Annotated in this window: 20 protein-coding genes and 1 pseudogene; 6 read left to right on the plus strand and 15 right to left on the minus strand. The window is 61.0% G+C overall.

Annotated elements, in window-relative coordinates; translation table 11 throughout:
- Positions 1 to 110: 110 nt before the first annotated feature.
- The 6 genes and pseudogenes from CO655_RS08090 to CO655_RS08115 all read right to left on the minus strand — a co-directional run bounded on the left by CO655_RS08090 (position 111) and on the right by CO655_RS08115 (position 6,516).
- Entirely contained in the window at positions 111 to 545 is a 435-nt protein-coding gene (locus CO655_RS08090) for a hypothetical protein (protein ID WP_097664311.1), read from the minus strand.
- Positions 546 to 594: 49 nt separating this feature from the next.
- Positions 595 to 1,400 (minus strand): annotated as a pseudogene (locus CO655_RS08095) (polysaccharide deacetylase family protein).
- Between the two features lie 128 nt (positions 1,401 to 1,528).
- Positions 1,529 to 3,412 carry an ABC-F family ATP-binding cassette domain-containing protein gene (locus CO655_RS08100; protein ID WP_097664312.1) on the minus strand — a complete coding sequence of 628 codons (1,884 nt, stop codon included), beginning with the start codon at positions 3,410 to 3,412 and terminating at the stop codon, positions 1,529 to 1,531.
- A 92-nt stretch (positions 3,413 to 3,504) separates the two neighbouring features.
- Positions 3,505 to 4,554, minus strand: a complete 1,050-nt coding sequence (locus tag CO655_RS08105; RefSeq protein ID WP_097664313.1) for a GGDEF domain-containing protein — start codon at positions 4,552 to 4,554, stop codon at positions 3,505 to 3,507.
- A gap of 312 nt (positions 4,555 to 4,866) precedes the next feature.
- Positions 4,867 to 5,796, minus strand: coding sequence for a hypothetical protein (locus tag CO655_RS08110; protein WP_097664314.1), 930 nt, complete (start codon positions 5,794 to 5,796; stop codon positions 4,867 to 4,869).
- A gap of 210 nt (positions 5,797 to 6,006) precedes the next feature.
- Positions 6,007 to 6,516: a DinB family protein gene (locus tag CO655_RS08115; RefSeq protein ID WP_097664315.1), complete on the minus strand. Its 510-nt coding sequence runs from the start codon at positions 6,514 to 6,516 to the stop codon at positions 6,007 to 6,009.
- Positions 6,517 to 6,653: 137 nt separating this feature from the next.
- Here CO655_RS08115 and CO655_RS08120 point away from each other — a divergent pair, with 137 nt between their 5' ends.
- Complete coding sequence (locus CO655_RS08120; protein ID WP_097664316.1) at positions 6,654 to 7,343, plus strand: glutathione S-transferase family protein; 690 nt, start codon at positions 6,654 to 6,656, stop codon at positions 7,341 to 7,343.
- Between the two features lie 81 nt (positions 7,344 to 7,424).
- Positions 7,425 to 7,847, plus strand: a complete 423-nt coding sequence (gene ndk, locus CO655_RS08125) for a nucleoside-diphosphate kinase (RefSeq protein ID WP_004680549.1) — start codon at positions 7,425 to 7,427, stop codon at positions 7,845 to 7,847.
- Between the two features lie 72 nt (positions 7,848 to 7,919).
- On the opposite strand, the gene CO655_RS08130 is transcribed toward ndk, so the two are convergent.
- Positions 7,920 to 8,423: a hypothetical protein gene (locus tag CO655_RS08130; RefSeq protein WP_097664317.1), complete on the minus strand. Its 504-nt coding sequence runs from the start codon at positions 8,421 to 8,423 to the stop codon at positions 7,920 to 7,922.
- The gene (locus CO655_RS08135; RefSeq protein WP_039623164.1) at positions 8,420 to 8,965 is read right to left on the minus strand and encodes a CGNR zinc finger domain-containing protein; all 546 of its coding nucleotides are present in this window, start codon (positions 8,963 to 8,965) and stop codon (positions 8,420 to 8,422) included. The genes CO655_RS08130 and CO655_RS08135 overlap by 4 nt, the downstream gene beginning before the upstream one ends.
- A 65-nt stretch (positions 8,966 to 9,030) precedes the next feature.
- Between CO655_RS08135 and CO655_RS08140 the strand changes: the two genes are divergently transcribed.
- On the plus strand, positions 9,031 to 9,927 hold the full coding sequence (locus tag CO655_RS08140; RefSeq protein WP_097606399.1) for a branched-chain amino acid ABC transporter permease: 897 nt from the start codon (positions 9,031 to 9,033) through the stop codon (positions 9,925 to 9,927).
- 1 nt (position 9,928) lies between these two features.
- On the opposite strand, the gene CO655_RS08145 is transcribed toward CO655_RS08140, so the two are convergent.
- The 5 genes from CO655_RS08145 to CO655_RS08170 all read right to left on the minus strand — a co-directional run bounded on the left by CO655_RS08145 (position 9,929) and on the right by CO655_RS08170 (position 14,432).
- Entirely contained in the window at positions 9,929 to 10,390 is a 462-nt protein-coding gene (locus CO655_RS08145; protein ID WP_097664400.1) for a molybdenum cofactor biosynthesis protein MoaE, read from the minus strand.
- A gap of 228 nt (positions 10,391 to 10,618) precedes the next feature.
- A complete protein-coding gene (gene moaD, locus CO655_RS08155) occupies positions 10,619 to 10,873 on the minus strand; it encodes a molybdopterin converting factor subunit 1 (RefSeq protein ID WP_010034985.1) in 255 nt (84 codons plus the stop codon).
- Positions 10,870 to 11,460, minus strand: coding sequence for a CDP-diacylglycerol--glycerol-3-phosphate 3-phosphatidyltransferase (pgsA, locus tag CO655_RS08160; protein ID WP_097664319.1), 591 nt, complete (start codon positions 11,458 to 11,460; stop codon positions 10,870 to 10,872). Before pgsA ends, moaD begins: the two co-directional genes overlap by 4 nt.
- A gap of 165 nt (positions 11,461 to 11,625) precedes the next feature.
- Positions 11,626 to 13,668 carry an excinuclease ABC subunit UvrC gene (gene uvrC, locus CO655_RS08165; protein ID WP_097664320.1) on the minus strand — a complete coding sequence of 681 codons (2,043 nt, stop codon included), beginning with the start codon at positions 13,666 to 13,668 and terminating at the stop codon, positions 11,626 to 11,628.
- Complete coding sequence (locus CO655_RS08170) at positions 13,665 to 14,432, minus strand: SDR family oxidoreductase (protein ID WP_010034996.1); 768 nt, start codon at positions 14,430 to 14,432, stop codon at positions 13,665 to 13,667. The genes uvrC and CO655_RS08170 overlap by 4 nt, the downstream gene beginning before the upstream one ends.
- Positions 14,433 to 14,797: 365 nt before the next feature.
- On the opposite strand from CO655_RS08170, the gene CO655_RS08175 reads away from it, so the two are divergent.
- A complete protein-coding gene (locus CO655_RS08175) occupies positions 14,798 to 15,433 on the plus strand; it encodes an outer membrane protein (RefSeq protein WP_010034999.1) in 636 nt (211 codons plus the stop codon).
- Positions 15,434 to 15,527: 94 nt separating this feature from the next.
- On the opposite strand, the gene CO655_RS08180 is transcribed toward CO655_RS08175, so the two are convergent.
- Together CO655_RS08180 and CO655_RS08185 are read right to left on the minus strand one after the other, a co-directional pair.
- Positions 15,528 to 16,124, minus strand: coding sequence for a glutathione S-transferase family protein (locus tag CO655_RS08180; protein WP_010035002.1), 597 nt, complete (start codon positions 16,122 to 16,124; stop codon positions 15,528 to 15,530).
- A 53-nt stretch (positions 16,125 to 16,177) separates the two neighbouring features.
- Positions 16,178 to 17,047, minus strand: a complete 870-nt coding sequence (locus CO655_RS08185) for a 23S rRNA (adenine(2030)-N(6))-methyltransferase RlmJ (protein ID WP_097664321.1) — start codon at positions 17,045 to 17,047, stop codon at positions 16,178 to 16,180.
- A gap of 16 nt (positions 17,048 to 17,063) precedes the next feature.
- Here CO655_RS08185 and CO655_RS08190 point away from each other — a divergent pair, with 16 nt between their 5' ends.
- Positions 17,064 to 19,268 (plus strand): molybdopterin oxidoreductase family protein, encoded by a 2,205-nt coding sequence (locus CO655_RS08190; protein WP_097664322.1) that lies wholly within the window; start codon positions 17,064 to 17,066, stop codon positions 19,266 to 19,268.
- The gene (locus CO655_RS08195) at positions 19,265 to 19,855 is read left to right on the plus strand and encodes an NUDIX domain-containing protein (protein ID WP_097664323.1); all 591 of its coding nucleotides are present in this window, start codon (positions 19,265 to 19,267) and stop codon (positions 19,853 to 19,855) included. The genes CO655_RS08190 and CO655_RS08195 overlap by 4 nt, the downstream gene beginning before the upstream one ends.
- The last annotated feature ends 137 nt before the right edge of the window (positions 19,856 to 19,992 follow it).

Below are 19,992 nucleotides of genomic sequence, written 5' to 3' on the forward strand. Positions count from 1 at the left end.
TGAGCGTGAGCGGTTTTCGATGATATCAGTTTCCGACTGTTCAAATGGCTTACCGCTTCCGGAGAGGGTGCAGACACGACGTTTCGAACCAAGCCAAGTTCGCCTGACGCTTACTCTTCAAGCTGGGCGTCATGAGCCTTTTTCAACGCGTCGCATCCCCCAAGCGCGTCCACAGTAGTCGATGCCCATTCCTGCACCTGTTGGTCGGACATCTCTAATGTGGGGTTTCCGTCTTGAGCGAGCAGTTTCAGGCTGGCGCCCTCCAATCGTGCGATAGCTGCCTCAACATCTGTGTAGATCTCTGTTCCTGGGTTGCATCCCTGCTTCTCGATGTATTCAAGAAACCGTGGACGCATCGGTTTTGGTTCAGCTCCGCAGTATCTTTCCGCGAGAGCATGAATGACCAGCGCGTACTCAAGTCCCATGAATCGCAACTCGACCGGTTCGTTCGGCTTGATACTGTTTCTGCAAAAATTTGCAGATTCAGCATTGGCGGCAACGAGCGGTACCAAAGCTAACACCGCGCCACAAAGATAGCGAAACAAAACACTTTTCTCCCGATATCCTCTGAATCACAATACGGCCGAAAATCCCTTAGCGCACAGTCACGAAACCGGCAGAGGCGACGAGGTTGGTCGGGGCGTGCGTCTTCTTGAACTTCAGCGTCACGACCTTGTAGCCTTCGGCTTCGAGTTTCGAAAGCAGGGTCGGCAGCATCTTCGCCGTGCGCTTGTGGATGTCATGCATGAGAATGATGCCGTGGCCGCGTTTGTGCAACTGGTCCATCGTCCGCTGCGTGACGGAGGCCGGCGTCGTGGCGAAATAGTCCTTGCTGTCGATGTCGACATCCATGACCACCATGTCGCGCATGGCGATCGCGGCACGCAGCCTGTGGCTCTCGGAAAGATAGGGGAAGCGGAAGAAGGAGACATCGCTTCCCGTCGCCTTGGTCACCGCCAGCTGGCCCTTTATCACCTCCGCCATCGCCGCGTCGAAACTCAGATCGTGTTGCCGTCCATCGCCACCTTGCGGGCGAGCGCCGGGTGCATCTCGGCCATCGCGCCGACCATCATGAAGGCGCCCTTGACGCCGAACTGGTCGAGGATCGCCAGAACCTTGTCGGTCCGGCCCGGGATCGGGCCGTCGTCGAAGCTCAGGATCACTTCCTTGTCCTGCAGCTTGAGATCGGCGAGCGAGGAGACTTCCAGCGTCCGTCCGGCCAGATGGTGCCAGCCGGTCATGCGCGGCGCCGCTTCGTTGTCCGCATAGGCGAGTTTGCGCTCCTCGGGGGCGATCACCGAGGAGGTCTTGATCGATGTGTCGGGGGCTTGTCTGGTCGTGCTGCAGGCGGAGAGGGCGGCCGTAAGGGCGATGCAGGCCAGGACGAAAAAGCGATGCATGGAAAGGGCTCAACAAATCGGTAATGAATGTTGAGACAACCTTTCGAATTATGGTTAACGATCGGTTGAGATCGCCGGGAATTGTCGTGATGCGCGCCACTTCGCCGCGCTTTCGATCAGGACTGTGGCTATCCCGCCATCGCTTCTTCGTATTCCGACGACAGCATCAGCCATTCTTCCTCGGCAGCAGCGAGTTTTGCCGCGGCCTCGCCGCGCTGCTTTGCCTTTTCGGCGGCCTTGGCGGGCGTCTTTTCGTAGAGAGCGGGATTTGCAAGTTCCGCGTCAAGCGCCTGAATCTGTTTCTCCAGCTTCGCCGTCAAGGATTCGATTTCGTTGATCTTTTTCTTCAGCGGCGTCAGCGAGGCGCGCCGCTCCGCATTGAGCTTGCGTTGATCGGCCTTGGAGGTCGCATCGTCGGCCGGCTGCGGCTTTTCTTCTTTTTTCTTGCCGGAGGCGACGATCAGGTCGCGATATTCGTCCATATCGCCTTCGAAAGCGGTGACGGTGCCGCCGTTGACCAGCCACAGCCGGTCGACCGTCGCCTCGATCAGGTGACGGTCGTGCGAGATCAGGATGACGGCGCCTTCGTAGTCGTTCAGCGCCTCGATCAGCGCGCGCCGGCTGTCGATGTCGAGATGGTTGGTCGGCTCGTCGAGGATGAGCAGGTTCGGCGCGTGGAAGGCGGCAAGCCCCATCAGCAGGCGGGCTTTTTCGCCGCCGGAAAGATCCTTGGCCGCGGTCGCCATCTTCTCGGTCGCCAGTCCCATCTGGGCGACACGGGCGCGCACCTTGGCCTCCGGGTCGCCAGGCATCAGCCGCCGTACATGCTCCACCGCCGACTGCTCAGGGATGAGGTCATCGAGCTGGTGCTGCGCGAAAAAGCCGATCTTCAGGGAAGGCGCGAGCTTCACTTCGCCACTTTCCGGGGCAAGCCTGCCGGAGATGAATTTCGCGAAGGTCGATTTGCCGTTGCCGTTCGAGCCGAGCAGGGCGATGCGATCGTCATTGTCGATGCGCAGGTTGAGGTTCTTCAGGATCGGCTTGCCCGGCTGGTAGCCGACGGCGCCGCCCTGGACCGCGACGATCGGCGAGGCCGGCTGCTTCTCGGGCTCGGGAAAGGTGATCGGCTGTACGTGGTCCTCGATGACGGCAGCGACCGTGCCCATGCGCTCGAGCGCCTTGACGCGCGACTGCGCCTGCCGGGCCTTGGAAGCCTTGGCCTTGAAGCGGTCGATGAAGCTCTGCAGATGTTTGCGCGCCGCGTCGTTCTTGGCCTTGGCCTTGGTCTGCAGCTCGTCGGCTTCCGCCTTCTGCCGCTCGAACTGGTCGTAGCCGCCGCGATAGAAGGTCAGTTTCTTCTGGTCGAGATGGACGATCGCATTGACCGCATTGTTCAGGAGGTCGCGGTCATGGCTGATGATAATGACCGTGTGCGGGTAGCGCCGGACATAGTCTTCCAGCCACAACGTGCCTTCGAGATCGAGATAGTTGGTGGGTTCGTCGAGCAGCAACAGGTCCGGCTCGGAAAACAGCACGGCGGCCAGCGCCACGCGCATGCGCCAGCCGCCGGAGAAGGAGGAGGCGGGGCGGGCTTGCGCCGCCTGGTCGAAGCCGAGGCCGGCGAGAATGCTTGCGGCGCGCGCTTCGGCTGAATGCGCGTCGATATCGACGAGGCGCATCTGGATTTCGGCGATACGGTGCGGATCGGTCGCCGTTTCCGCCTCGGCAACGAGGGCCGCCCGTTCCTTGTCGGCTGAAAGCACGATCTCGATCAGGGATTCCTCGGTCGCCGGCGCTTCCTGCGCCACCTGGCCGATGCGTGCCGCCTTCGGGATCGACACGGATCCGGTCTCCGAGCCGAGATCGCCGGTAATGACGCGAAACAGCGTGGACTTGCCGGCGCCGTTGCGCCCGACAAGCCCCGCCTTCGTGCCCGAAGGCAGCGAAATGCTGGCATTGTCGAGAAGCAGGCGCCCGGCTATACGGGCGGAAATATCGGTGAGCGTGATCATGGCCGGCGTTTTGGCCGAAAGCGTCCGCTAAGGCAAGAGCTTGTCCCACGGCAAGCTTGCTTGTCCGTCCGGCGGGGGTATTTGTCCGCTTCTCAGTGGCCGAAGGCTTGCACTGGCTGGCGGGGGTTGGTCTGCGCGGCGAGGAGCGCCACGCGGGCATTGGCCTGCAACTGTCCGGGCGTTGCCGCATCCGTGCTGAGGGCAACGCCGATCGAGATGGTCAGCCTGCCGCGATCGGCCCTGTCGGAGGTCGCGAAGACCAGATTGTCCTCGACGGAGGCACGCAAGCGCTCGGCGATCGTCATCGCATCCTGCATGCCGACATTGGCAAACAGGAAGGCGAATTCTTTCGCCTCGGTGCGGGCGACGAAGTCGTTTTTCTTGACCGACTTGCGGAAGAGGCCGGCGAGCTTTTTCAAGAGCTTGTTGCCGGCCTGGGTGCCGTATCTGTCGTTGAGATCCCTGAAATTGTCGATATCGACCATAATAAGCGCGCTGCCGGCGAACCCCTCGTCGCGCTCATAGAGATCGGCGATCTCGCGGTTCAGCGCGATGCGGTTCGGAAGTCCGGTGATCCGGTCGGCGACGGCGGCCGACTGCATCGCCGAAATGCCGCGTTCCAACCTTTCCAGTCTCTTGATGTCGTCCTGCAGCTTATCCGCGATCTCCGTTTCCGCCGACAGCACCGTCGCCAGCGAAGCGGAGAGGTAGTCGATCTCGCCGAGGAAGGCGGTGAGGCTCTGGTTGTCGTTGCCGGAAACCGATTTCAGGATCGTGCCGCAGGCGCGTGCAAAGGCGTCTTTGTGCCGCAGCCCCTCGGCAAGCCTCTCCGCCACCTCGCGCAGCATCCGGCTCGCCTCGTTGCGCGACGTCTCGCCGGCCAGACCGCAATGGCCGACAAGGCGGTACTTCAATCCGAGTGCGTCAAGCATCGCCTGTTGCGGCTGCTGTCCGAGCGCCGCAATATCCTGGGCAAGACCGGCATTGAGCCCGACGATCGCCTCGTGGAAAAGTTCGTAATTGCGCGGCAGCGCCGCAATGTTCAGCCGCGTCAGGTGCTGGGCGATCCTCTGAATGTCCACCATAGGCGCCGGGTGCGCCGCCTCGCGCGGCACCAAAGCGTTTGCGCTTGCATTCTGCATGACGATCCCTCGCAGCCGGCTTCTTCGTTCATTCCGCTATGCCCGCAAGGCTTTAAGAGAGGTTGAATCTTTGGGGCCAAAAGGCTTGGATTTGCGGCGAAACCGGCAAAGGCGGTTAACTCAGTCTTGATGGCCAGAACATGATGCCGAAAAGTGTGAGCGGTTTTCGGATGTGTAGCGCAAAACAAATGGCCTAGCGGGGACATCTGGGAATTGTCGGGAAATCACGGTGAAAGCATTTAAACGCAGGGCTTTCGGTGGATTTCGAGGCATCCTGACATCCGTAGAGTTTTCAGCATTCACAACGGTCGATCAATGGGTCTGGAGCCATTGATCGACGGCGGTTATCAGTTCAAGTGCTCTTATGAGTACGGGTCTCAGTGTGCGGTCGACCACGTCGCCATCTAGCTGCATCTTTTCGCCGAGTTCTCCTCTTGGGGCGTCTGGAAGAGACTGCACCTTGGATAGGTATTCACCGTCAAACCGAGAGGCTGCATGCACAATTAAATTTCGAATGCACGATAACTGATGAAACTCAGGTCCCTTGAGCAGCTCAAGTATGGAATCCCCATCTTGGGAAAAGGCGAGCGCGTATGCCTCAACGACTTTGTCGAGCCTGCTGAAATTTTGATATTCTGAAAGAATGGTTCCCATCGCGCCATTGATTTCGAAGTTGGCCTGGGCCAGCCGGGCAAGTGAGACGGTCTTCTTGTCACTTCGACCTTTCAGTTCCGCGAGAGTCGCAGGATGGGCGTTCAGAGCCGCCACCCATAGATCCTGAAAAAGGCTTTCGATCGCAGTCCAGACGCCGGTCAATTGGGCGGCAAACCATGACTCTAATGCATCTGAAGTCTTTTCATTATCAGATGATATACGCTGCACGTAACCATATGCGGCATCGACCAGAGCTATATACTCCTGTGAGGGATGCCGGGTTTTATTCATCCGGTTCAAGTCTTCAGCGTGCTTCGTGAGCTCGGAAGTCACGGTTCTTGAAAGGAATTCCTCAAGCGGAATGCCTGAAGAATTATCATGCCCGAGTGCCGCTTTGGCCGCTGCGCGCTCCGACACTATAATCGGGATGATCAGGTTAGATAGCAGCGTCGAGAAACGTTGCACCCTTTCCACGTTGCGAGCCAGGATGACTGCTGACTCGCGTAGCGCCGGATGGTCTGGAAGCTTCATATACAACACGACGGAGGATGCCCAATCGGCACCTGGCTTAAGCTTGAAATCGCGCATTGAGGCTTCCATTGAAGGCGGGTGAAGTTGAGTTCTGTAGTTTGCCTGGAGCGGCGTGAGTCCAAATGGCTCCATGACTGGCTGAACTGGTTGAAGCGAAATGTCCCACCGGGGCTGAGCCTGTCTCTGTTACTAACTGAAGTTGCGCGCTGCGCCATGTATGCGCCCTACGGATGACGTCAGTGCTGACTTTTTAACTGAGATCGGACCTCACATCCACTCACGGCCCTCGTTGCGCAGGAAGTAGATGAGATCGAGACTGAGGCTCGGCTTGCCGAGCGCCGTCAGCGTCATGTGGCATTGGCCGCGATGATGGGTCTGGTGATTGAAGAGATGCGCAAGCGCCGGCTGCAATGGCTGGGTGATCTCGATCGGCTGCGTCACCGGCACATAGGTGAAATCGGCGGCAAGGCTTGCCTCTCCAAGCGTGCCCGTCCAGGCAATGATCCGCTCGTCCTCCGCCTTGCGTGCGACAGCAAGCGCATCGAACTCCTCGAAGAGCACGGCATCGAGCGTCGCCGGCGCGTCGCCGGTACCGGTGAAGCGCTTCATCCAGATCCGGTCGGCGACGAGCAGATGATTGAGCGTGCGGTGCAGCGAGCCGAAAAAGGCGCCGCGATCGCTGCGGAATTCCGCATCGCTGAGTTCGGCCGCCGCAGCGTAGACCTGGGCGTTGGCCCAGCGGTTATAGGCGGCAAACATCCTGTAATGTCGGAGCATCGGTCCCCCTGTCATGATTGCGGCAGTCTAGCCGGTTTCCGCAGAAATCGCAGTGATGACGCCATGAAATTTCCTGATTTGATCGCAGGCGCGTTCTGTCGTCGAATGCAGGGAGTTGCGATCTCGAAAGGACTGTCATGACCAGAGCCCTCTATTCCCTCTGCGGCGCCGATGAGCGGCGCTTCTTTTCGCCCCATTGCTGGAAGGCGGTGATGGCACTGGCGCATAAGGGACTCGATTTCGAAGAGATTCCGACGACCTACGCCCGCATCCGCGAAATCGGCGGCGGTGTCTCGCCGACCTTGCCCGTCCTCGACGACAACGGCCGGCTGATCTCCGACAGTTTCGCCATCGCTCTCTATCTGGAGGAGGCCTATCCGGAGCGGCCGTCGCTCTTCAACGGCGAGGGTGGCAAGGCGCTGTCGCGGATGGTGGAGGGCTATTCGCAGATGATCGTCCATCCGGCGATCATGCGGATCGCGCTTCTCGACATCCATGCGATCCTCGACGAGGGAGATAAGGCCTATTTCCGTCAAAGCCGCGAAGCACGTCTCGGCAAGTCGATGGAAGTCATTGCCGCCGACAGCGAGGCGGAGAAAGCCGCCTTCGGCGCCAAGCTGGAGCCGCTCCGGCATATGCTGAAGTTCCAGCCTTTCATCGGCGGTGAGACGCCGCTCTTTGCCGACTATATCGTCTTCGGCGCGCTGCAATGGCTGCGTGTCTGCGCGGGTCTAGCCATGCTGGCCGCCGACGATCCCGTGATCGCCTGGTTCGAGCGCTGCCTGGATCTCCATGAAAGCCGCGGCCGGACTGTGACAGCGGCGTGAAATTGCCGCCGACCTCTTGTTTTCGGGCGTTGGGGCGGGTAAAGACCGCCCACTTTTCCCGAGAAAACAGAGGATTTGACTATGGCGATTGAACGCACCTTCTCGATGATCAAGCCTGATGCAACCAAGCGCAACCTGACGGGCGCCATCACCAAGATGCTCGAAGATGCCGGCCTGCGCGTCGTCGCCTCCAAGCGCGTCTGGATGAGCCGCCGCGAAGCTGAAGGCTTCTATGCCGTTCACAAGGATCGTCCCTTCTTCGGCGAACTCGTCGAAGGCATGACCTCCGGCCCGACCGTCGTCCAGGTTCTGGAAGGCGAAGGCGCCATCCTCAAGAACCGCGAGATCATGGGCGCGACCAACCCGGCAAACGCTGATGAAGGCACGATCCGCAAGGTTCATGCGCTCTCGATCGGCGAAAATTCCGTTCACGGCTCGGACGCTCCGGAAACGGCTGCCCAGGAAATCAAGTACTGGTTCTCCGATACCGAAATCGTCGGCTGAGGCCACGCTTCGGCATTGGCTGGCAACGCCTTGAATTGACTCTCGAAAGCCGGGGCCTCGCTCCGGCTTTTTCTATTCCGGGCATTTGTCGGTGTTCGAGAAATCGACGCTGCCGTCGGGCTTGAAGACCTCAGGGTTCTTGTCATAAAGCGCACCAACGACGAGCGGCTTGCTCGGCAGCACGGTCTGATCGAGGTCGGATCGGAACTGCGTCGTCAGTTCCTGCAGCACCTTGCCGTCCTTGTCGACCAGCCGGATGCTGACGGAATAGGGACGGTCCTTGCGGACGCAGTGCAGGTTTTCGCTCTGCAGCGCGATCTTGTCGTCGATGGGGTAGATTTTCTGGTTCAGCACCAGCGGCGCGCCGCCTTGAGGATTTTCGAATTCGGCGATGATGACCGAGCCGTCGGGAATGGGACCGGTCTTCTTCAGCGTCAGCAGATAGGTGGCGCTCGCCACCCGATAGTTGAAGACGAAAAGATGGCCGGTGACCTCGACCAGGTTTTCCGCCTGGCGCTGGCAGGCGGACAGCGCCAGGCCAATTGCAGCCGCTGTGACGATCAGATGTTTCCTCATGGGATTTCCTCCTTCTTGCGGCGGTAGTGCCGGTTCGCCTTGGCGCGGTTGCCGCAGACCGCCATGTCGCACCAGGCCCGGCTCCTGTTCTTGCTGCGGTCGATGAACAGCCAGCCGCAATTGCCGCAGATCTTCATGCGCTCCGGATCGGGCATGGCGATCAGCCGCAGCACCGAATGGGCGGTCGCCGCCGCCACGCTGCCGGGGTTTGCTTCGCGCAGCACCTTCGCCACCGCCTCCAGCAGTGCCGCCAGCGATTGGTCGTCGCCGCCCGTCAGTATACGCTCGCGGAAATAGCGGTCGATCGCTTCCCGCAGCGCGATGAAATCCGCCTCGTTTTCCTTAGCCACCGGGGCGATATTGCCGAAGAGGGCTCGTTCGGCGCAGAATTCGGCGGCAGCGTGCGGAAAGTCGCGCATCTGATTGCTGACGGCGAAGCGATCGATCCGCCGTGCTGCATCGTGGCGCAGAACGACGCTGTTGGCGACATCAAGCGCCAATGCGCCGCCGGCAAAACGGTGAGGGGTCCAGGAAAAGCTCATCATGAAATTATAACTGGCTAAATGAGTTTTGCCAGTTATAATTTTGGTGACGCGGAGTGTCCGGAATGGCCTATCTTCTGCAGCAGCTGGCGAATGCGGTTCCGCTTGCTGCCCTCTATGCCGCGCTCGCCTTCGGTTATGCCGTCGCCTTCGGCGTCACCAAGCGGGCCGACATCACCTATGGGGCGATCTTCGCCTTCTCCGGGCAGATTCTGCTGCTTTTCACCGAGCTCGCCTTCAATCGTTTCTGGCTGGTGCTGCCGGCCGCTCTTGCCGTCGGCGCCTGTGCCGCGATCGCCTATTCGCTGGCGGCGGGCATCTGGATCGGCCGTTCGATCATGCTGCCGCTGGTCAGCAAGTCGCCCAATACGGTGATCGTTGCCGCGCTCGGCATCATGATCGTGCTGATGGAAACCGCCCGACTGGCCGCCGATACAAGGGCGATCTGGCTGCCGCCGTTTCTGAACGACACGGTGGTCTTCTGGAGCGACGGGCCGTTCAAGGTGACGCTCACCTATATCCAGCTGATCGACACGGCGCTGATGGCGGCCATCGTCGCGGTGGGTGCGTTGATCCTCAGGCGCACCGCCTGGGGCCGCATCTGGCGTGCCGTCACCGACGATCCGCTGGCCGCCGAGCTCTGCGGCACCAGCGCCAGCCGCGTTTTCCTTGTCGCCTATGCGGCCGCCGCCCTCGTCGCCACGATCTGCGGCATCCTCGCCACCTTTTATTACGGCTCGATGGATTTCGGCGCCGGCCTGATGTTCGGATTGAAGGTGCTGCTGATCGCCGCTGTCGGCGGCTATTCCGATCCGCTGCGCTCCGCCGGCGGCGCCGCCGGGCTTGCCGTCGTCGAAACCCTATGGGGCGCGTACGGCCCCTTCGTCTGGCGCGATCTCGTCATCTTCTCGCTGCTCGTCCTATTGCTGGTCATGAGCCGCAGAGAGCGCGTGCTGCTTTAGCTCATTTCCACTTGTCGCGTGCTGCATCGTCGGCATCCTTTGCCGCGACCCAGTCGCCGGCGGCGCCGTCCTTGCCGTGCTCCTTCTTCCAGAAAGGGGCCGCGGTCTTCAGGAAATCCATGACAAAGTTGGCGCCATCGAACGCCGCCTGCCGGTGCGGCGCGGCCGCGACGACGAGCACGATATTCTCGCCCACGGCGATCTTGCCGTAGCGGTGAATGGCGGTCAGCCCGAGCAGCCCGAAACGGGCGATGGCGAGTGCGCCAATGCGGCTCATCTCGGCTTCGGCCATGCCGGGATAATGCTCGAGTTCCAGCGCCGCCAGCGCGCCGCCGTCATCACGGCAGAGGCCGGAGAAGGTCACAATGGCGCCGACGTCGGGTTTGCCCTTGGAGAGCAGGTCGACCTCGGCTTGAAGGTCGAAGTCTTCGGGTTGGACGCGGATGGTGGGAGTGATGGTCACCACAGGGGCCTCCGCTGCTTTGATGCGCTGCCGAAGCCGCAACTTCCCTCATTCCTGTGCTTGTCACAGGACTCCAGTGCGCCCAAGTCCTTGGGCGCGGGAGACATTACTCGCAGGCGAAAGGAGTCATTCACCGCGCGGACGCGCGGTGGCTGGATTCCTGTGACAAGCACAGGAATGAGGGAGAGAGAAGGAGATGCAGCCATGCCCATCGTCAGCCTCCCTTGGTCACCCTCCCGTCATCGGCGGAAATATTCCAATTTCCCGCGCCCCCGCGATCGGCTCGTCATGCTCGACATGCTCCATGTCGAGCGCCACGCGGATCACCTCGGGATATTGAAGTGCGGCCTGATATTCTTCGCCCAGCGTCTTCAAATGATTCAGAAGATCGGCGACGGTGACGATGGAGGAGGGGAGGTCGATCTCCTCCTCACCCTTGCCGATGCGCTCGCGCACCCAGGCGAAATAGACAAGTCGCGTCATTCCTCGTTATCCACGATATGTTTCAACCCGGCGCGGAAATAATCATAACCGGTATAGATGGTCAGCAATGCGGCGATCCACAACAGTGCGATACCGGTCTGCGTCGTATAGGGGAAAATTTCGTCGCCGGCAGGACCGGCGAGCAGGAAGGCGATGGCGACGAGCTGCAGCGTCGTCTTCCATTTGGCGATCCGCGTCACCGGCACGCTGACCTTCAGCGCCGCCAGATATTCGCGCAGGCCGGACACCAGGATCTCGCGGCAGAGAATGGTGATGGCCGCCCAGATCGACCAGCCGGCGATGGTCTGGTCGGCCGCGACCAGGAGAAGGATCGAGGCGACCAGCAGCTTGTCGGCGATCGGATCGAGCATGCGGCCGATATTCGACGTCTGGTTCCAGATGCGGGCGAGGTAACCATCGAGGAAATCGGTGAGCGAGGCGATGATGAAGATCCACAGCGCCACCCAGCGCGCCGTATTGCTGATCGACAATCTGCCTTCGATGAAGAAGCAGAGGACGATCAGCGGCACGGCGAGGATGCGGCCGTAAGTCAGAAGGTTGGGGATGCTGTACGCGCGCGATGCCATGGGATCGTTTCTCTGAACTGATGCGCCGCGATAGCGCCGCGCGTCTTTACGAAAATCGATTCCGATTTTCGGGGCCGATGCCGTAGATGACGGCTTTGACCGCGGACCGTCAACATTGTTTCTGTCTTTTCACTGCCTTTGCGTGGAATTTGCGACGGCCGCCGGTTATTTCGCGGCGTCCTCGTGGAAATGGTTGTAAACTTGCCTGGCGACGGCTTCCGAGATGCCCTCTACCGCCATCAGGTCGGAAAGAGCGGCGCGCGAAACCGCTTTCGCCGTGCCGAAATGCTGCAGCAGCGCCCGTTTGCGCGATGGGCCGATGCCGCCGATCTCGTCGAGCGGGTTCTTGACCATTTCCTTCTTGCGCCGGGCCCGGTGCGAGCCGATCGCGAAACGATGCGCCTCGTCGCGCATGCGCTGGATGAAGTAGAGCACCGGATCGCGCGGCGGCAGCGTGAAGCTCTCCCGCCCCGGCGGAAAGAAGCGTTCGCGCCCGGCATCGCGGTCGACACCCTTGGCGATGCCGATCGCCATGACGCTGTCGGTGATGCCGAGCTCGGCGAGGATGGCGCGCACCGCCGTCATCTGCCCCTGGCCGCCGTCGATCAGGATTACATCGGGCCAGGCCGGGAAGGGCATGTCGGCGGCGTCGCTTGCCGTTGCCTGCGCCGTCCGGTCGGGAATGCCTTCCTCCTTGATCAGCCGCGAGAAGCGCCGCGTCATCACCTCCTTCATCATGCCGAAGTCGTCGCCCGGGGTGATGTCGGTCGATTTGATGTTGAACTTGCGGTACTGGTTCTTTACGAAGCCTTCCGGCCCCGCCACCACCATGCCGCCGACGGCATTGGTGCCCATGATGTGCGAGTTGTCGTAGATTTCGATGCGCTGCGGCGCATAGGCAAGCCCGAAGGTGTCCTTGAAGCCTTCGAGTAGCCGTGACTGCGACGCGGTCTCGGCAAGCTTTCGCCCATGCGCCTCGCGTGCATTGCCGACGACATGGTCGACGAGATCGCGCTTTTCGCCGCGTTGCGGCACCAGGATCGACACTTTGTGGCCGGCCTTTTCGCTGAGCGCCGCGGCGAGCAGCTCCAGTTCCTCGATCGTCTCCGACAGCATGATCTGTTTCGGCACCGGCTTGTCGTCATAAAACTGCGCGAGAAAGGCATTCAGCACTTCGGCGCTGGAAAGCTGCGGATCGGCCTTCGGGAAATAGGCACGGTTGCCCCAGTTCTGGCCGGTGCGGAAGAAGAACACCTGGATGCAGGAGACGCCGCCTTCGTGATGGATGGCGAAAACGTCGGCCTCCTCGACTCCAGCAGGATTGATGCCCTGGTGGCTCTGCACATGCGAAAGTGCCGCCAGGCGATCGCGGTAGATCGCCGCCCGCTCGAAGTCGAGATCCTCGGCCGCCTGGTTCATCGCTTCGGCCATGTGCGATTTCACCTTCTGGCTCTTGCCGGACAGGAAGTCTTTCGCCTCCTGCACCAGTTCGGCGTAGCCCTCGTCGCTGACCTCGTGCGTGCAGGGCCCGGAACAGCGCTTGATCTGGTAGAGCAGGCAGGGGCGGGTGCGCGTTTCGAAGACGCTGTCGGTGCAGGTGCGGATCAGGAAGGCGCGCTGCAGCGAATTGATCGTCCGCCCGACCGCGCCGGCCGAAGCGAAGGGCCCGAAGTAATCACCCTTTCGCGCCCTGGCGCCGCGATGCTTGAAAATCGCCGGCGCCCGGTGATCGCCGGTGATCAGAATATAGGGAAACGACTTGTCGTCACGCAGCAGCACGTTAAAGCGCGGCCGCAAGCGTTTGATCAGATTCGCTTCCAGCAGCAGCGCTTCGGTTTCCGTGCGCGTCGTCACGAATTCCATGTTCGCCGTCTGCCGCACCATCTGGGCGATGCGGTTGGAATGCACGCGGCCGACGGCGTAGTTGCCGACGCGCTTCTTCAGGCTGCGCGCCTTGCCGACATAGAGCACGTCGCCTTCGGTATTGAACATGCGGTAGACGCCGGGGCTGTTCGGCAGCCGCTTGACGAATTCGCCGATCAGTTCCGCGCCGATGAGCCCGGTCTCGTTGAGGCTGCCGGCGTTCCAGTCGACCGCTGCCGCGAGGGGGGCGGCGGCGGAAACCTCGCCTTCCACCTCGATATCGTCTTCGCTCTCATCCGTATCGTCGTAGAGAACGCCGCCATCCGGCAGCTTTCGTCCGTTCATTCCGTAATCTCCGCCACGTCGGGCGTCTGCCAGGCGAGGTGCTGGCCGCCGTCGAGGGCAATCATCTGGCCGGTGATCGAGGGCGTGTCGAAGAGGAAGCGAATCGTTTGTCCGAACTCGCCGAATCCCGGCCCTGCCTTCATGATAAGCCCGTCGATCTGAGCCTGGAAGTCCTCTTCCGATTGCCGTGCACTGCGCACCGTCGGGCCGGGACCGATGGCGTTGACGCGCAGCTTCGGCGCAAAGGTCTGTGCCATCGTCTGCGTCGCCGTCCAGAGCGCCGCCTTGGAGAGCGTATAGGAGTAGAAGCCCGGATTGAGCGCCCAGACGCGCTGGTCGATGATGTTGACGATCAGTCCGGTCGTTTCGTCAGGCAACTGTTCGGCAAAGGCTGCGGCAAGAATCGAGGGCGCGCGCACATGGATATCGAAATGCTGCGCCCATGCTTCCGCGTCGAAACCGCGGGCCGAATCCTGGCGGAAGATGGAGGCATTGTTGACCAGCAGATCGATCGGACCGAGTGCTTCCGACGCTCTTTTGATCAACTCGCTGGTTTCGCCGATATCGGTAAGGTCGGCCTTGAGCGCGATCGCCCGATATGCCTTCCGCCGCAATTCCGCCGCCAGCTCTTCGGCTTCGCCGACGGAGCCGTTCGCATGGATGGCGACGGAAAAGCCATGTGCAGCAAGGTCTTCGGCGATTGCCCGGCCTATTCTCTTGGCAGCCCCGGTTATGAGGGCCGCGCGAAGTCTTTTGTGGTTCAAAATCTTGCCTTCTGATCCCGCGAGTCTGTTGGCAGACTATATAGGTGGCCGGGGAGATTATATAAATAGGCCGCTGCGGTTGCCTTCTTTGGCCCGATATTCTATGTATTATTTAAGAATGCGATTTCTTAAAATAAGTATTTTAAGTTTAACACTTCGGTATGGTTAATGAAATGTATGTTGCGCTTAAGCAACATCGAATTTCGGCCATGCGGCAGCCACAATGATATCACAATTTGGCTCTTTCAAATCCGCATTTCAGTTTCAATTTCAGTCTCGATCCGGAAGGGACATCTGGCAATTTCCCCGCCAATGCTTCGCTGATAGACAGATGAAAAGCGGCGCGGGACTGAAAGGAGAAAAGTATGCGTGTACTCATTGCTGGCCTCATGGCCTCTGCTTTTGCAATCGCGGGCGTCTCGGCAGCTCAGGCGGCCGATGCCGTCGATCAGGTTCCGGAAGCACCGATCGCCCAGGACGCTCCGGTCAAGCCGGCCGGCAACTGGGAGGGCTTCTACCTCGGTGGCGCCGGCACCTACAACATGGGTGACTTCGGTTCCGACCGTCACACCTACGGTTTCGGCGGCCAGGTCTTCACCGGCTACAACTGGCAGCAGGGCCAGATCGTTTACGGCGTTGAATCCGACCTAGGCTACAGCGGCGACGACGTTTCCTCGGGTGGCGTCAAGAACAAGTATGGCTGGAACGGCTCCGTCCGTGGCCGCGTCGGCTACGACATGAACCCCTTCCTGCTCTACGGTACGGCCGGTCTTGCCCTCGGCAACATCAAGGTCTCCGACGACACCTCGGACGAAAGCAAGACCGCTTACGGCTATACGGTCGGCGCCGGCGTCGAAGCCTTCGTGACCAACAACATCACGACGCGCCTGGAATATCGCTACACCGATTACCAGAGCAAGGATTACGACCTCGACTCCGGCAGCTTCTCGCGCGGTTACGACGAGAACAGCGTCAAGCTCGGTATCGGCGTCAAGTTCTAAGCCGAACAAAAACATCCAGACATGAAGAAGCCGGGCATTTCGCCCGGCTTTTTGCTATCTGCTCGTTGTTTGCGCGCGCCACCCGGTTTTCGGACTATGCGCTGGGCTTGAGCTCTTGATAGGCTGGAAATTTCTTTTCGAACTGCGCCAGCCAGTCGATCAGCGGCGCGTGATCGGCTTCCCACTGGCCCTTGAATCGCAGATCGAGATAGCCGAGCGTGGCGGCGAGCGCGAGATGCCCGCCGTTGAGTTTCTTGGCCGATTTCGGGAGATTGGCGCTGAGATGAGCAAGCCCGCTCGTCGCTTTCTTCCATTGCCGGTCGATCCAGGGCTGGTGAACCTTTTCCTCATCGCGGAAGCGGCGCTCGTAGATGATCGCCAGAAGGCAATCGCAGATGCCGTCGGAAAGCGCCTCCAGGACTTCCGCGTCGGTGCGTTTGCCCTTCTTGGAAGGATAGAGCTTGCCCTTCGCCAGCCGGTCGAAATAGTGCATGATCGCCACACTGTCGAAGACCGATGCACCGTCGTCGGTCAGAAGCGTCGGGATCTTGCCGAGCGGATTGTTTTCCACCAGGATCGCCGGTGCGGTATTCGTGTCGACCCGGATCTCGTTCAGCTTCAGACCCAGAAAATGCGCGGCCATCCGCACCTTGCTGGAATAGGGCGAGGAGGGCGACCAAAGAAGCTTCATGCGACACCTGATTTGTGGAACTACGCGGACTATTCCCGAAGCGGATCGCCCGGTCAATCGTCCTTCACCGCCTTGTTCTCGCCGCGCAGCCAGAAGGCGCGGTGCGAGGCGAAACGGTCCTGCGCCAGATGGTCTTTCAGCGCCGGCAGCAGCTGATGCAGCTCGTCCTTCAGCGTGAAAGGCGGATTGACGATGACGAGGCCGGAGCCCGTCAGTCCGGTCATGCCGCGATCGCTGCGCACGGTCAGTTCGGCGCAGAGCATTTTCGGAATGTCGAGCGCCTGCAGCGTCTCGTGGAATTCCTTGATCGGGGCGCCCTTCTTCAGCGGATACCACAGGCAGTAGGTGCCGCCGGGAAAGCGCCGATAGGCCCTCTCCAGCCCCTTGGCCAGACGCTGATATTCGTCCTCTTCCTCGAAGGGCGGATCGACGAGTACGATGCCGCGCTTTTCTTTCGGCGGCAGATGCGCGCCGAGCGCCAGCCAGCCGTCGAGTTCGGTGATGCGGGCATGGTGATCGCCCTCGAACAGCCGATGCAAGCGGGCATAGTCCTCGGGATGCAGCTCCATCGCCGACAGCCGGTCCTGCGGCCGGAACAGCATGCGCGCCAGTTTCGGTGATCCGGGATAAAAGCGGATGCCGCCCTCGGGATTGAGTTCGCGAATTGCCGAGAGGTAGGGTTCCAGCAGCTCGGACACCTGCGGTCCGAGGTCGGCCTCCATCAGCTTGCCGATGCCCTCGAGCCATTCGCCGGTTTTCTGCGCTTCGTCGGAGGAAAGGTCGTAGAGCCCGATGCCGGCATGCGTGTCGAGCACGCGGAATCCGCCTTCCTTCTTCTGCATGTAGCGGATCAACCGCGCCAGCACGGCATGTTTCAGCACATCGGCAAAATTGCCCGCGTGGTAGATGTGGCGGTAGTTCATTTTCGCTGATGTCCGTATGAATTCGCGTCATGGGGAGTTTTTCTGGCTTTTGGCCATTCAAGCCTTGGAATATACAAATGCCATGAACATTGCGACCCCCATCGACGCCAAATCCCCGAAGGCGGACACCAGGCTGGGCCACACGGCCTGTCCGCACGACTGTCCCTCCACCTGCGCGCTGGAGGTCGAACTATCTGAGGACGGCCGCATCGGCCGCGTGCGCGGCGCCAATGATCATTCCTACACCGCGGGCGTCATCTGCGCCAAGGTCGCCCGTTATGCCGAACGTCTCTACCATCCCGACCGGCTGATGCATCCCTTGCGCCGCAGCGGTGCCAAGGGGGCAGGGCAGTGGCAGCAGATTTCCTGGGACGAGGCGCTGGATGAGATCGCTGAAGCCTTCGTCAAGGCCGAGGCACGGGACGGCAGCGAGGCGATCTGGCCTTATTTTTACGCCGGCACCATGGGTTGGGTGCAGCGCGATTCGATCGAGCGTCTGCGCCACGCCAAGCGCTATTCCGGCTTCTTCTCCTCGATCTGCACCAATCCGGCCTGGACCGGCTTCACCATGGCGACTGGCGTGCTGCGCGGCCCCGACCCGCGCGAGATGGGCCGCACCGATTGCGTCGTCATCTGGGGCACCAATGCGGTTTCGACCCAGGTCAACGTGATGACCCACGCCATCAAGGCGCGCAAGGAGCGCGGAGCCAAGATCGTCGTCATCGACATTTACGACAATCCGACGATGAAGCAGGCCGACATGGCCTTGATCGTCAGGCCCGGCACCGATGCGGCACTGGCCTGCGCCGTCATGCACATCGCCTTCCGCGACGGCTATGCCGACCGGGATTATATGGCGAGATATGCCGATGATCCCGCCGGTCTCGAAGCGCATCTGAAATCCAGGACGCCGCAATGGGCGGCCGAGATCACCGGCCTTTCCGTCGAGGAGATCGAAGCCTTCGCCCGCCTCGTCGGCACGACGAAGAAGACCTTTTTCCGCCTGGGCTATGGCTTCACCCGCCAGCGCAATGGCGCGGTCGCGATGCATGCGGCCGCCTCGGTCGCCACCGTGCTCGGCTCCTGGCAATATGAGGGCGGCGGCGCCTTCCATTCCAACAGCGATATCTTCCGCATGAGCAATGCGGAACTGACCGGCCGGTCGATGAAGGATGCCGATATCCGCATGCTCGATCAGTCGCAGATCGGCCGGGTGCTGACCGGCGATCCGGTGGCGCTGCGTCACCGCGGCCCGGTGACGGCAATGCTGATCCAGAACACCAATCCGGCCAACATCGCTCCCGAGCAGCGCCTGGTCAGACGCGGCTTTGCCCGCGACGACCTGTTCGTCGCCGTGCATGAGCAATTCATGACCGAAACGGCCGAGATCGCCGATATCGTCATTCCCGCGACGATGTTCGTCGAGCATGACGATATCTATCGGGCCGGCGGCCAGAACCATATCCTGCTCGGGCCGAAGCTGGTGGAGCCGCCGCCAACCGTGCGCACCAATCTCTTCGTCATCGAGGAACTGGCAAAGCGCCTCGGCGTCGCCGATCGCCCCGGCTTCGGCTTCACCGCCCGCGAAATGGTCGACCGCATCCTGAAATCGAGCGATCTGCCGGATTACGATCACTTCCTCGAACACAAATGGTTCGATCGCCAGCCGGCTTTCGAGGAGGCGCATTTCCTCAACGGCTTTGCTCATCCGGACGGCAAGTTCCACTTCCGGCCGGACTGGATCAACCAGCCGGCGCCGAACAAGCCGCCGGCGGCGATCGGTGCGCTCGGGCCACATGGGGAGTTGCCTGTCTTCCCCGATCAGGTCGATGTCATCGAAGTCGCCGATCCCGAGCATCCCTTCCGTCTGGCCACGTCGCCGGCCCGCAACTTCCTCAATTCGAGCTTTTCCGAAACCAAGACGTCGCGCCAGAAAGAAGGCCGCCCGGAGGTCATGATCAATCCTGTTGATGCCGAGGCCAATGGCATCGCGCATGGCGATCTTGTCCGCATCGGCAACGGCCGCGGCGATCTGCGCATCCATGCCCGCATCACCACCGAGGTCAAGCCGGGCGTGCTGATCGCCGAGGGCCTCTGGCCGAACAAGGCGCATGTCGACGGTGAGGGCATCAACGTTCTGACCGGCGCCGACCCCGTTGCGCCCTATGGCGGAGCGGCCATACACGACAACAAGGTCTGGCTTCGCAGGGACACAGCATGATGCAGCCGAAATCACGCATGAAGATCGTCAGCGAGCAAACGCTGTCGAATGGCTGGACGCGGTTGAGCAGCTACCTGCTCGATTACATCGATCGCAAGGGCGCGACCCAGCAGTTGAAGCGGGAGGTCTACCATCGCACGCCCGCCGCCTGCATCCTGCTTTATGATCCCAAACGCGACCTCGTCGTTCTCGTCCGCCAGTTCCGCCTTGCTGTTCATCTGAACGGCGATCCCGCCTGGATGATCGAGGTGCCGGCCGGCTTGCTCGACGACGACCATCCCGAGGCGGCGATCCGCCGCGAGGCGATGGAGGAGACCGGCTATCGCCTGCGCGAAGCGCGCTTTCTCTTTAAATGTTATATGTCGCCGGGCGCCATCACCGAAGTCGTCCACTTCTTCGCAGCCCTCATCGACACCGAAGACCGCATCGCGGAAGGCGGCGGCCTGGAGGAGGAGCACGAGGATATCGAGGTCCTGGAAATCCCGCTCGACGACGCCAACAGGATGATCGAAGCCGGCGAGATTTTCGACGCCAAGACGATCATGCTGCTGCAATGGGCGGCGTTGAACAGGGACCGGATCGGATAACGGTCGGGCGTTTCGGGCGACGTGCCGGCTGCACCCATGACGGCTCTCGCATGGAGCTGCCAGCGCTTGAGAATTCATACGTTTGTCACGAAGCGGTTCTATCCGCTGCGCTTTGTCGATCATCGGATGCGGTCAGG

Source organism: Rhizobium sp. M1, from assembly GCF_002531805.1.
GTDB lineage: Bacteria > Pseudomonadota > Alphaproteobacteria > Rhizobiales > Rhizobiaceae > Rhizobium > Rhizobium etli_C.